7 protein-coding genes are annotated in these 13,664 nt (G+C 62.3%); all 7 read left to right on the top strand.

Annotated elements, in window-relative coordinates:
• Nucleotides 1–205: 205 nt before the first annotated feature.
• Nucleotides 206–3,712 carry a TonB-dependent receptor gene (locus BM400_RS08855; RefSeq protein ID WP_089838567.1) on the top strand — a complete coding sequence of 1,169 codons (3,507 nt, stop codon included), beginning with the start codon at nucleotides 206–208 and terminating at the stop codon, nucleotides 3,710–3,712.
• Between the two features lie 581 nt (nucleotides 3,713–4,293).
• Entirely contained in the window at nucleotides 4,294–5,610 is a 1,317-nt protein-coding gene (locus BM400_RS08850) for an MFS transporter (protein WP_089838565.1), read from the top strand.
• A gap of 79 nt (nucleotides 5,611–5,689) precedes the next feature.
• On the top strand, nucleotides 5,690–6,931 hold the full coding sequence (locus tag BM400_RS08845) for an ATP-binding protein (protein WP_089838564.1): 1,242 nt from the start codon (nucleotides 5,690–5,692) through the stop codon (nucleotides 6,929–6,931).
• A gap of 194 nt (nucleotides 6,932–7,125) precedes the next feature.
• A complete protein-coding gene (locus BM400_RS08840) occupies nucleotides 7,126–7,749 on the top strand; it encodes a response regulator (protein ID WP_089838562.1) in 624 nt (207 codons plus the stop codon).
• A 244-nt stretch (nucleotides 7,750–7,993) separates the two neighbouring features.
• The gene (locus BM400_RS08835) at nucleotides 7,994–11,221 is read left to right on the top strand and encodes a TonB-dependent receptor (RefSeq protein WP_245781763.1); all 3,228 of its coding nucleotides are present in this window, start codon (nucleotides 7,994–7,996) and stop codon (nucleotides 11,219–11,221) included.
• Between the two features lie 94 nt (nucleotides 11,222–11,315).
• A complete protein-coding gene (locus BM400_RS08830; RefSeq protein WP_089838560.1) occupies nucleotides 11,316–12,074 on the top strand; it encodes an RraA family protein in 759 nt (252 codons plus the stop codon).
• 293 nt (nucleotides 12,075–12,367) lie between these two features.
• Entirely contained in the window at nucleotides 12,368–13,651 is a 1,284-nt protein-coding gene (locus BM400_RS08825) for a selenocysteine synthase (RefSeq protein WP_089838558.1), read from the top strand.
• Nucleotides 13,652–13,664 lie beyond the last annotated feature (13 nt).

Raw genomic sequence — 13,664 nt, 5'->3', positions numbered from 1 at the left:
TTCTACCTCTAGGAAGATTCCCTGGCTTCAGGTCATCTTCATCATTTTTTATTCAAGTGAGCGAGAAGGGGCATCGGCACATGGAGGGAGGATGCTTTGCATCCACAACTGCCTCGCAGCATTCGTTGGGCCACAGCGAGGTAAACGCAGTTCAAGATCTTCACGGTCAGTCTGTACGAGAAGACCACTCTTTTGGAGGCAATACATGCAATCCAGATTCATACGCCATCTCTCGCTGATGCTTTTGCTCGCAGTCTGTTGCTGCGTAAGCGCCTTCGGTCAGACGATCACCGGAAGCGTCAACGGTACCGTAACGGACCCCTCGGGCGCCGTCGTCCCGAATGCCAAGGCGACTGCTACAAACATTGACACCAACGTGGCCACATCGAGCACGACCAACAAGGATGGTATCTACAACATCCGCTTCCTACAGATCGGCAACTACAAGGTAACGATCTCCGCTCCGGGATTCGCGACAGCCACCTATGGCCCGTTCGTCCTTGAAACCGCCCAGGACGCGAAGATCGACAGCAAGCTCACCCTTGAGGGAACGCAGCAGAACGTCTCGATCCAGTCGGAGGTTGCTCCTCTCTTGAACACGGAGAACTCTACTCTGGCGACGACGCTCGATAGCCGCGCGATCGAGAACATCCCCATGGTCAGCCGCGATATCGTCTCACTGACGATGTTTCTCCCCGGATCGGTCAGCACCAGCCCCAACGGCTTCGTCGGGCAGGCCGCCATCACGCAGGGCGGTAACACTGTCTCCATCAACGGCAACCGTCAGCAGACCAACCAGTACATCCTCGACGGCGTCAACATCAACGAGACCCTCAACGACACCCCTGGCTACAACCCCAGCGTCGATGCCATCGGCCAGGTCCAGATCGTCTCGGCCAACGCATCGGCCGAGTACGGCAACGTACTGGGCGGCGATGTGCTCTACACCACCAAGAGCGGTACGAACCAGTGGCACGGAAGCGCCTTCTACTTCCTCTCCGATGGAAAGCTGAACGCCAACACCTGGGCCAACAAGTACAGCACGCCGATCGTCGCCAGGAGCGGATTCACCCGTAATATCTTCGGTGGAACCTTTGGCGGACCAATCTTCAAGGACAAGCTCTTCTTCTTCGCCGACTACCAGGGTGGCCGTTATCACACCGGCGGTCCGGCGACTGCAACCGTGCTCACCGCCAAGGAGCGTACCGGCGACTTCTCAGAACTCCTCAACCCGGTCCTGATGTGCTCGAAGCCCGGTACCACCTGCAACAACAGCAAGCTCATTCAGCTCTACGATGCCACCAACCCCGGCACCGCATACGCCAACAACAAGATCAACATCACCAACCCCGCCGCTATCTACCTGTTCCAGCATCCTGAACTCTATCCTCTGCCCAACCAGCTTCCTTCCGCGAGCAACTCCCCGGCCTCGGCCAACTACCTTGGCTTCTCAAAGAATCGCAGCTATGGCGATCAGTTCGATGTGAAGGTTGACTGGAAGGCGTCCAGCAAGGATGCCGTCTCGGTCCGCTATACCCAGAGCGCGAATGGCAGCACCTCGCAGAGCCCGCTTCCCACCACCTTCACCAGCGCGCCCACCAACCCGGTCAAGGGCGTGGCCATCAACGAGGTTCACACCTTCAACTCTTCGATGGTCAACGAGTTCCGTGCCGGTTACACCCGCATCCAGAACCTTGGCGCAGTCCTGCTGGACCGGTCCGGCGCCTTCGGCCTGAACGGTAACAGCCTGCTCGGCATCAACGCCACGCAAGCCTTCGCCGGCTTCGCGGCTCTCTCGTTCAGCACCCCGGCTAGCCCTGCCGGCATCACCTTGACGAACGGCAGCGAGTATACCGGTCTCGGCAACTCGAACACCGGCACCAACTTCACCGACAACACCTTCCTCTACGGCGACAACTTCACCTGGCAGATTGGCCGTCACACCCTCAAGGCTGGCGTGCAGTTCCAGCGGCAGCAGCAGAACAACTTCTACCCCGGCAACGACGGTTCGATGGGCGGCTTCTACTACCTTGGCGCCGGAACAGCGAACACAGCTACTCCTGATGCAAACGGCTTCACCGCCAACGGTTACACCGCGGCGGACTTTCTGCTGAACCGCGCCTCGTTCGTCTCAAAGGGCGGCGTCTCAGGACCCGCCGGCATGCGTTCGTGGCGCGATGGCTACTTCCTCCAGGATGACTGGAAGATCACTCCAAGCTTCACCGCCAACATCGGTGTTCGCTATGAGTACGACCAGCCCATCTACGAAGTTCACAACCACATGTCGACGATAGACCCGGCCAACCCCTCGGTCATCCTGCTCGACGGAACCCCACAGGCACGCGCCGCTGGCTTTGGCCGTGGTCTTGTGAACCCCTACTATGGCAGCGTGATGCCGCGTGTCGGCTTCAACTACGCGGCTACCCCCAAACTCGTAGTACGCGGCGGATACGGCATCCAGAACTTCATGGAAGGCACTGGAGCCAACCTGCGCATGACCACCAACCTTCCATTCCAGAGCACATACGAAGCCAGCGGTACACAGGTATCAACCACCAACCCTGGCAACTTCTTCACGGTACAGAGTGGCTTCACCGCTCCGGCCAACGCCGCCGCGGCGTCCGGTGCCGTTTACAACGTGTGGAACAAGAACATCAAGCCCGCTTTCATCGGCGAGTACAGCCTGGCAACCGAGTATCAGCTCAACAGGACGTCCTCGTTGCAGATCGCTTACCTTGGCGAGTCCGGACAGCACCTCGTCACGGCCAACGCCCGCAACCAACTCCACAATCCCTGCATCATCAACGGGGCACCTGTACCCGTCTCCACTCCTACCCCACCGGCGGCTTGCCTCACGCAGGCTCCCGCGCCGTTCTACACCACCCCTGGCGTCGGCTACAACGGAACCATTCGTTATACCGACTCCAACGCCATGATGAACTACAACGCGCTTCAGGCTTCGTTCCGTCAGCGTGCTTGGCACGGCCTGCAGTACACCGTCAACTACACCTACAGCAAGGCGATGACCAACAGCACCGGCTTCTACGGCGTGCCGAGCATCAGCGCCTCGTCGGCCTATGCCGAGAACGTCTATGACCTCCACTCGGAGTACGGTCCGACCGGTCAGGACGTGCGTCATGGTCTCAACTTCAACGGCGTCTATGATCTGCCTGTGGGTCGTGGTCGCATGTTCGGTGCGAATATGCCCGTCTATGTGGATGAGGTCGTCGGTGGCTGGAAGATCGGCATGACCGGCATCGCCTACTCCGGATTCCCAATCACGCTCGTCGCATCCAACAACTCCATGGTGAATGGCAACTCGCAGCGCGCCAATCACTACCGCACTCTGAAGATCGTCAACCGCAGCGCCGCCAACTGGTTCGGTACCGATCCTTCGGCAATCCCCTGCACCACGGCAGGCGTCGACAACGGCGTTTGCGCGTACGGACAGCCTGCTGCTGGTACGTTTGGCACGGCGCGCCCCGACTCGGAGCGTGTACCCAGCTACCAGACCTATGGAGCCTCGATCACCAAGGACTTCCGTATCTGGCACGAACAGGCGGTCAACTTCCGCGCCGATGCGGATAACCTCCTCAATAGCGCGTACCTCTCTAACCCGGGAAACAACGTAACCTCAACGAGCTTCGGTGTTATCAGCTCTGCTCGTTCTGGTCCTCGTAACCTGCAGCTCTCGGTCAAGTACCACTTCTAACCCACAACCTTCGGCGGTGCGCCCGGATCATCGGGCGCACCGCACGAAGCCCATCCGATCTCGAATCCCCCAAAACATCTCTTGGACACATCCCCGCTCAAATCATGACGCGGGTTGATCTCTCCGGCCAGCGCAGCCTCTACCGCAGGTACGAAGATTGGGAGCTCCTTTGCGTATCCTGAATCTGTCCCAAACCCTGCGTCCCCGGCCTGCGTTCGCGCCCCCAAGCCCTTCCGCACCTCTCGCCCTCGCATCGCCAGCCGCCGCCAGTGCCTCCATCCGCACGCGCCCTGTGTTCGCCGAGCCCGAGAGAGCCATTCCGATCTGCCATCCGTTCCTCCATCCGACCCAAGCCATCCTCACAGCCTGCGACGCACCCGGTAAAGCACATTGAACATCTGCCTTCAACTCGCCCGAAGAAACACGCCCACATCGCTCGCCATCGACGCGAGCAACCACCATGCATCTTGCTTGAGACAAATGCCCTACGCACCCGCAGCCAATGGGGTTCCACACAAATTACAGTTCAATAGATGCCTTCGTCATACAGCCCCACCCTTTCAAATCCGGGAGACTCAGTGATGGTAAATGGCCGTCACTCCCGAGTCCGTTTCTTCCTCGCCTTCTGGCTCTTCGTCCTCTCAGGCGTCGCGTTCCTCGATCGCACCAACATCTCCATCGCCGGTCTCCAGATCAGCCAGGAGTACCTGCTTGGCAACCAGCGGCTCGGCTGGCTCTTCTCAGCCTTCCTCGTCGGCTACGCCGGCTTCCAGCTTCCTGCCGGATTCCTCGCCGCTCGCTTCGGCCCTCGCCGCGTGCTCACCCTCGGCGTCTTCTGGTGGGGACTCTTCACCGCCCTCACCGCCATGCTCCCCGCTGGGATTCCCCACGCGGTCATGCTGCTCATCGCGGTCCGCTTCGCGCTCGGCGCCGGGGAAGCCGTCATCTACCCCGCAGCCAACCAGTTCGTCGCCCGCTGGGTTCCGCAGCAGGAACGCGGCTTCGTCAACGGCCTCATCTTCGCGGGCGTCGGCGCCGGCTCCGGCCTCACCCCTCCACTGCTCACCTGGATCATCCTCGCCGACGGCTGGCGTTCGGCGTTCTGGTTCTCGGCCGTCATCGGCGTCATCGCCGGAGCCGTCTGGTGGGTGTTCGCCCGCGACACCCCGGAAGAGCACCCCGGCGTCTCCCGCGCAGAGCTCCGCGAGATCCGCGCAGGCATCAGCTTCTCCTCGCGCGACGCCGGAGCCTCACCCTCCACGCCCCACAAGATCTCCTGGAAGGCCATCTTCGCCCGCAAGGATCTCGCCGCCCTCATGGTCGGATACTTCAGCTTCGGCTACATCGCCTGGGTCTTCTTCAGTTGGTTCTTCCTCTACATGGCGCAGGTACGCGGCTTCGACCTCAAGTCCAGCGCACGCTTCACCATGCTGCCCTTCCTCTGCATGACGGTCGGCAGTCTGGCTGGCGGTGCCCTCTCGGATCGCCTCACCCGCCTCCACGGCCTGCGCGTCGGCCGCTGCTACCTGGCCTCGGTCTCGCTGGTCATCACCGCCATCTTCCTCGTCCTTGGCTCCCAGGTGCACAGCCCCCAGCTCGCCGGCATTATCCTGGCCGGCGGCGCAGGAGCCCTCTACCTCTCGCAGAGCACCTTCTGGTCCGTCTCGGTCGATATCGCCGGCCGCAGCTCCGGCGTCTTCTCCTCCATGGTCAACATGGGCGGACAGATCGGCGGCGCCATCACCGCCTCGCTCACTCCCTGGATCGCGGGGCGCTTCGGCTGGACCACCTCCTTCGCCGTCGCCGCCTTCCTCGCCCTCCTGGGAGCCGTCTGCTGGCTCGTCGTTCATCCCGAAATCGCGCTGGAAAGCGAGAAGGATCGCCCGGCGCGCGTTTAACCCTTGCGCATCGTCCTCTGTCTGTGTTCGCGTAGAGGAAATGACATATTTCCCGAGACGGCTGGCGCTTCTCCTGTTGATGTCATCTCTCTGCGCCTGGGCCGGAACCTCCGCCCCAGGCGCCGATGCCCAGATCGCGCCCCTGCCACCCTACACCAGCGTCCCACCCCAGGCCCCGGAACCAACCCCGGCCGGTTCGGAGATCGCCGCACCCGGCGCGCCCACCGCCATCATCCCCGGCTGGTCCTTCACCACGGAGCTCGCCTCCTCCATCGTGGGCAGCGGCAACAGCGTTGTCCTGGAACCCGGCCACAGCGATCTCGTCCTCTTCTTCGACGCCACTCCCCCCGCCGCACGTCCCGTCGAGTTCCGTTACCGCCTTACCGAATACGACAACGATTGGACCGTCACCCCCGGCCGCATCGCGCACTACCGACGCCTCCCCCCCGGCCACTATCGTTTCGAGGTCCAGGCCCACACCCCCGGCCAGCCCTGGCAGACCGCCGTCGCCGTCGTCGCCGTCCGCCAGAAACCTTTCCTCTACCAGACCTGGTACTCCTACCTCTTCGTCTCGCTCGCCCTCATCGCTCTCGCCGCGCAGCTCCTCCGCCAGCGCGACCAGCTCCTCAAAGGGCAGATGGGCATCGTGCTCGAAGAGCGCAACCGCATCGCCAGCGACTGCCACGACACGCTGATGGCCGGTTTCGCCGCCATCTCCTGGCAGCTCGAAGCCACCGCCAAGCTCTTCAAGGACGTCGACGAGACCCTCACCCCCGCCGCAAAATCCTGCGAACTCGCCCGCTCCATGGTCGCCCACTGCCAGGCCGAGGCCCGCCGCATCATCTGGGACCTCCGCGATCCGCACGAACTGACCGACATCCTCTCCGAGGCCCTCTCCCGCGCCATCGACGCCCATCGCCTCCGCGACTCCGTCCAGACCACCTTCGAGGTCCACGGCGACGAGATCCCCATCGCTCCCGGCGCCGTCCACCACCTCGTCTGCATCGGCCAGGAGGCGGTCACCAACGCCATCCGCCACTCCGGCTGCTCCACCATCCACGTCGCCCTCCGCTACGACGAGGAGTCCCTCCACATCACCGTCCGCGACAACGGACGCGGCTTCCTCTTCACCGACCTCGCCGTCCGCACCGGCCACTTCGGCATTCCTGTCATGGAAGAGCGTGCCCGCAAGCTCGGCGGTTCTCTCCGGGTCAACTCCGCCATCGACTCGGGCACCGAGGTCTCGGTCACCGTCAGCTTCCAAACCATCAACTATCTCCCCCACCAGCAGCACTACATCGTACCGTGGATCGGCGTGTAGCTCCTCCTTTCGACCAACGGCAGAGCCCGCGAAGCCGTGACACGGCACGGACTGCCCCGCCCCGCGCGCACCGGAGCAGTCCGGCAGGACAAGGTTTTGATCCACCTTTCACGGGCATTTGACCCATCTCTGTTACCCCCAATCGAGACAACTCTATCCCTCAGCGTGTACAACACTGCTATGGAGCTATCGCGTTGAGGCAGATTCGGGTTCTTCTCATCGAGGATCACTTTCTCGCGCGCATGGCGCTGCAGTCCGTCCTGGCCGGTCACTCGCAGATTCGCGTCATCGGCGAGGCCTCCGACGGCGAGCAGGGCGTCGAACTCTACCGCACCCTCAAACCCGACGTCGTCATCCTCGACCTCCGCCTTCCCCGCGTCAGCGGATTCGACGTCATCCGCCTCCTGCGCAAGGAGCGGCAGCCCGCCCGCATCGTTGTCCTTTCCAACTATCACGGCTCCGAGGACATCTACCGTGCCGTGCGCTCCGGCGCGATGGCCTACCTGACCAAGGATGCCAGCGGCGAAGAGCTCATCAACGCCATCCAGACCGTCGATCGCGGCCTGCGGTACCTCCCGCCGGCGGCGCTCGACCGCCTCGCCGAGCGCATGCCGTCGGTCGATCTCACCCCCCGTGAGACCGAGGTGCTTCTCTGCATCACGCAGGGCCGATCCAACCGCGAAATTGCCGAACAACTGCATATTGCTGAAAAGACAGTACGTATCCACGTCTCGTCCGTCCTGGACAAGATGGGAGCCCGAGATCGCACGCAGGCGACGATCTACGCCCTGCAGCGCGGCCTGGTCCACCTGGACTAGTTGATTCTCTAGGCTCTTTGACGTATTTCACCCTCCGTCAACTGCCTGATGACAGGACTGTGAATCCGTTATCCACTCGTAGTATTCCATCGCAACATGAAACCGTTTCCACATCGAGATCCTTCGATCGAACGGTGTAACAAGCTGTTTTGTCATATCTGCCGGGCCACACCCGATTTTTCAGGAGCCAATGACTGTGAAAAAAATCTTTCTCTGTTGCCTACTCTTCTCCTCTGCTCTCTTCATGAGAGCCCAGGTCGCGAACAATACAGCGCTGGTCGGTACGGTTACCGACGCCTCAGGCGGTGTTGTTGCAGGCGCTAAGGTTGTCGGCACCAATGTCGACACTAAGATCGCATACCCAGGCGTGACCAACGCCGAGGGCTATTATTCGATCCCTTACATTCTTCCCGGAACCTATGACATCACGGTTGAAAAAACCGGATTCCAAAAGACGGTTACGAAAGGCGTCATCGTCAGCATCAACGTCGCCGTCCGTACCGATGCGGCGCTGAAGGTAGGCTCCGAGTCCACCGAACTCACCGTCACCGCCGATAACCCGCCGCTCTCCACCGACGACGCCCTCCTCGGCGAGACCGTCAACGCCGAACAGGTTCACGATCTTCCCACGCAGGGTCGCCAGGCGCTCCAGCTCGCTGCCACCGCCTCGAATATCACGGTCTCGAGCGACGCGCTGACCGGTAACCCCCCGGGCAACCGCGCCTCTGGCGCCGGCACCCGCAACATCACCAACGTGATCTCGCTCGACGGCATCTCGCTGATGAACAACCTCATCTCGACCGCCTTCATCGTTCCCAACTCCGACGCGCTCGACGCCGTCCAGACCCAGAACGGCAACTACACCGCGCAGTACGGCGACTACCTCGGTGTCCACATCAACCAGGTCACCCGCTCCGGCACGAACAAGTTCCACGGCACCGTGTACGACTACGTCCGCAACGACGGCTTCAACGCCAGGAGCTGGCTCCAGGCCAAGACGGTTCCCAAGTCGCAGCTTCGCTACAACCTCTTCGGTGGCGTCGTCAGCGGTCCCATCTGGAAGGATAAGGCCTTCTTCCTCGGCTCCTATGAAGGTCTCCGCAACCACGGCGCCACCTCGACCACCGGCACCGTGCTCACCAACCGCATGCGCACCGGCGACTTCGGCGAACTGTGTACCGCAGGCTTCGTTGGCGGTATCTGCGCCAGCCCCAACAGCTCCACCAACAAGCAGCTCCTCAACCCCATCACCCATGTCGCTTACGCGAATAACATGGTTCCCGTCGATCCCATTTCAGCCAAGATCCTGCCCTACCTCACCACGCCGAACATCGCAACCACCTACTCGCTGGCCAACCCCATCAACTGGCAGGGTAATCTTCCCAACGCCGTCAACTCGAATGCCAACCTCGAGCGCGTCGACTTCAACCCCACCGAGAAGGACCGAATCTTCGCTCGCTTCGCGATGCAGACGGTCAGCAACTACTCGCAGGCCATCAACCTGGCCAATACCGCTTATACCAACTCGCGCGGCCGCAATGGCGTGATCGGCTACACCCGCATCATCACCCCGAACATCGTCAACGATCTGCACCTCGGCTTCAACACCCTCATCACCCAGATCGTGAACCAGCAGTACCAGACCGGCGCGACCTCTGCCGGTTCCGCTCTCGGCATCCCCGGCTTCACTGCGGACGTTGACAGCGGCAACCCCGGACTCGTCGATATGAGCATCACCGGCTACCAGGGCATCGGCCAGAGCGGAACCAACTGGTTCCAGGACGACCGTACCCTCACCCTCTACGATCAGATCTCATACACCCACAACAAGCATGCGTTCATGGCTGGCGTCAGCTTCCGCAAGTTCACCATCGGACGTTCGGCAGCCAACACCGCACGCGGCCAGTTCACCTTCGATACCACCCTCCTCCAGGATCCTTCGGCGGCCTTCATCGGCGGCTTCCCCACCGGCCTCACCTCGCCGCTCTTCCAGGTCAAAGGCTCTATCGGCCAGTGGCGCGATGGTTTCTTCATCCAGGACAATTGGCAGTTGACCCAGAAGCTCACCTTGCAGCTCGGTCTTCGTTATGAACTGCCTCAGGCTGCTTACTCCCTCAACGGCGTGGGCCGTATCCTCGATCCCACCTGGACCAGCCTCTACCCCGCGGCGGGCGGTACCAACCCCCTCACCGCGACCAAGTACCCCGGCTTCAAGTTCAGCCAGACCGACAAGACCAACATCAGCCCGCGCCTCGGCTTTGCCTACCGCGTTCTGGATAAGACCACCATCCGCGGCGGCGGCGGCATTTACTACAACGCCAACCAGATGAACAGCTACACGCTGTCCTCCACCAACTACCCCTACTCGGCCAACATCACCAACTCCAACTGCCTGCCCAACGGAACCTCCTGCACGGCTCTGAAGTTCACCCTCGACAACCCCCAGATCCCAGCGCTCACGGCCTTCGGCCTGGCCTCCAACCCCTACTCGGCCTTCACGGTTGACAACCACCTGCCCACGCAGCGCATGTACCAATGGAACCTCGACATCGGCCAGGAAGTCTGGAAGAACGGCGGCTTCGAGCTCCAGTACCTCGGTTCGCACTCCATCCACCTCGATGAAAGCTACTACCCCAACCAGCCGGCTCCTTCGACTGCTTTCTCCAATGCCAACCGGCCTAACCCCAACATCGGCAACATCCGCGTCATCCACAACGATGCCACCGCCTTCTATAACGGCTTCACCGCCATCCTTCGCCAGCGGCTCTACCATGGCTTGACCGCCAACCTCAGCTACACCTGGTCGCACGCTCTGGACGAAGGCGACAGCTCGAACGACGGCGGCACTGCCATGTGGCAGGGTCACCTCAAGCTCGACTACGGCAACTCCGGCTACGATATCCGCAACCGCTTCGTCGGCGTGTTCACTTACGCGCTGCCCACCCTGGACCACAAGAATATCGTCCTTCGCGAGACCCTCGGCGGCTGGCAGGCTAACGCCATCGTCGATCTCCGCACCGGCGCGCCGATCAACTACACCCTCAGCACGGACTATGCGCACGTCAACGGCGTCGGAGCTGCGCAGCGACCGAACTTCGTTCACGTACCGTATGCCTCCACCTGCAGCCGCGCCACCGTCACCGGTCCCGGCGGCTCCAACCACAACTCCTGCCTCGACAAGACGGCCTTCGCGTCGCCTGCCAACGGCACCTTCGGCAACCTCCACCGCAACGCCTCCTACGGTCCTGGCGGAGCAAACGTCAACGCCTCTCTCTTCAAGAGCTTCCCCATCTGGGAGCAGGTCGCGGCACAGATTCGTGTCGAAGCCTTCAACATGTTCAACCACCCCAACCCCAGCGCTCCCAACGCAAACATCGAGAGCGCATCGTTCGGCTACATCACCAGCGCGCAGACGACCGTAACCTCCACCGGTGCTCGCGTCCTCCAGATCGCCGGCAAGATCAACTTCTAACCCTGCATCACTCCCTCGCCGCCGTCGATACCCTCGACGGCGGTTTTTTTTTGCCCGCCAAACACGGTACGATTTTGCTGATTGGAGAATCACCATGCCTTCCCGCACCAAGAAGATCCTCACCGGCTCCGCCCTCCTCTCGCTCGCAGCCTGCGCCTTCACCCTCCGCGCCGACGCGCCCCTCACCGCCGCCGACTATGAGAAGAACCCAGCCCTCATGATCGATGCCTACCGCCACGTCGAAGCCGCCTCCGTCTCCGACGCCGAAGAGCAGCTCCTCCACCAGAAGCACTACATGTCCCACAACATGCAGTCCATCTTCCCCACCAAGTTCGCCGGCACCGCCCTCACCGTCCTGCTCAAGAAGGAGGAGAACAAAGATCCCAACGCCCTCTCCGGCATGCTCTCCGCCATCGATAGCGGCGGTCCCGGCTCGGTCTACGTCATGAAGGTCGAAGACGGCAAAGATATCGCCGGCATGGGCGGCCTCATGGGTACCTCCATGTTCGCCCGCGGCTTCGCCGGAGCCGTCGTCGACGGCGGCGTCCGCGATCTGCCCCAGCTCAAGAGGATCGGCTTCCCCGTCTACGCCACCGGCCCCGTCCCCTCCACCTCCGTCGGCCACTACCGTTTCGGCGGCGTCAACATCCCGCTCGAAGTCGACGGCACCCACGTCGAGCCCAACGACATCATCGTCGCCGACCAGGATGGCGTCGTCGTCGTCCCCCGCGCCCACGCCGCCGAGGTCCTCATCCTCGCCCAGAAGCTCGACAACAGCGAGCACAGCATGCTCCCCTTCATCGAAAAATTTCACTCCATCGTCGAAGCCGTCAAGCAGTTCGGCCGCATCTAGGGCGTTCAATCAAGGTCCTCGTGCCAATCGGAATTCAAATCCGAGCAACGCGGGGACCAGTACATCTTGAGTCGGCAACACCGGTATACGCGTCACGAAGTGACCGCCGCCCGCGCAGGGCGCCCGTCCGGCAGGACTAGAGCATTTGCCCTACATCTTCAAGGGTCTTCTGCCCGATGACACTCTACGCGTCCTAGCATCAAATGGCATCAGTCCTGCAACACTCCTGCAATGTTCTCCCCGGCGCGCCCCTGCCGCCGCCCACCCCTCTCGAAAGCGTTACGGAGCGACGATTGTCATCCCACACCGAGTCTCGAGCAAGCAGCCTCTCCCGCAGAAAATTCTTCCAGCTCTCCGGTACCGCCAGCCTCCTCGCGGCCGCCCCGGCAGCCTTTGCAGCGGCCCCCAGGGCTGAGGAGGGAGAAGACTACTACGCCAAACTCGGCGTCCCCACCATCATTAACGCCGCCGGCACCTACACCACCATGACCGCCGCCTGCATGCCGCCCTCCGTGCTCGCCGCCGTGCAACGCGCCGCGCTCCACCCCGTGCGCCTGCACGACCTCCAGGTCAAGTCCGGCGAGTACATCGCCAGGCGCCTGCAGTGCGAGGGAGCCATCGTCACCTCGGGTGCCTCCGGAGCCATCTCCCTCGCCACCGCGGCCTGTATGCAAAACGCCAACCCGGGCCTCGGCTACCTCGACATGCCCCAGTCCATCGACGGCAGGAAGAATCAGGTCATCGTCCAGAAAGCCCATCGCTACGGCTACGATCACGCCATGTTCCTCTGCGGCGCACGCGTCACCGAGGTCGTCACCATGGACGACTATAAGCGCGCCGCCGACCAGGGCAACGCCGTCATGACCAACTTCTTCAACGCCGCCGAAGAAGAAGACGGCATCGCCGGCACCGCTCAGATCGGCCGTGAAGAATGGCTCCGCGTCGCCCACGAGCACAACATCCCCTGCCACCTCGACGCCGCCGCCGACATGCCGCCCATCTCCAACCTCTGGAAGTACACCGGCATGGGCTTCGACCTCGTCGCCTTCTCCGGCGGCAAGGGCATGCGCGGCCCGCAGAACGCAGGCCTGCTCCTCGGCAAGAAGCACCTCACCGATCTCGCCCTCCGCAACGCGCCTCCCGGCGATGGCGTGGGACGCGGCATGAAGGTCGCCAAGGAACAGATCGTCGGCATGGTCGCCGCCGTCGACTGGGTCCTCTCCCACACCGAAGAGTCCATGCAGGGCGACTACCAGAAGCGCGTTGACCTCATCGTCAAGCACGTCAAGGACATCCCCTCGGTCACCACGCTCACGGTCGTGCCCAAGATCGCCAACCACGTCCCCCACCTCCTCATCCGCTTCGACCCCGCCGTCACCGGCGTCACCACGCAGGAGATCGTCGCCAAACTCCGCGCGCACGAGCCCTCCATCGAGCTCAACCCCAACACCGGCCACAAGCCCAACCAGGGCATCCCCTCCGACGCCAATACACTCGTCGTAGGCGTCTGGATGCTCCAGCCCGGCGAAGATGAGACTGTAGCCAAAGCCATCCGCGCCGCACTCAAAAAAGCTTAGTCACGAAAGGAAA

Origin of the sequence: Granulicella pectinivorans (assembly GCF_900114625.1) — a bacterium.
Taxonomy (GTDB): Bacteria; Acidobacteriota; Terriglobia; order Terriglobales; family Acidobacteriaceae; genus Edaphobacter; species Edaphobacter pectinivorans.
The sequence above is the reverse complement of the archived record's forward strand: the minus strand, read 5'-3'. Positions and strand labels throughout refer to the sequence as shown.

What these genes read in the sequence shown, in the direction of transcription:
- BM400_RS08855 (WP_089838567.1), top strand. Translation starts at nt 206, where the DNA reads ATGCAATCCAGATTCATACGCCATCTCTCGCTGATGCTTTTGCTCGCA.
- BM400_RS08835 (WP_245781763.1), top strand. Translation starts at nt 7,994, where the DNA reads ATGAGAGCCCAGGTCGCGAACAATACAGCGCTGGTCGGTACGGTTACC.
- BM400_RS08845 (WP_089838564.1), top strand. Translation starts at nt 5,690, where the DNA reads ATGTCATCTCTCTGCGCCTGGGCCGGAACCTCCGCCCCAGGCGCCGAT.
- BM400_RS08850 (WP_089838565.1), top strand. Translation starts at nt 4,294, where the DNA reads ATGGTAAATGGCCGTCACTCCCGAGTCCGTTTCTTCCTCGCCTTCTGG.
- BM400_RS08830 (WP_089838560.1), top strand. Translation starts at nt 11,316, where the DNA reads ATGCCTTCCCGCACCAAGAAGATCCTCACCGGCTCCGCCCTCCTCTCG.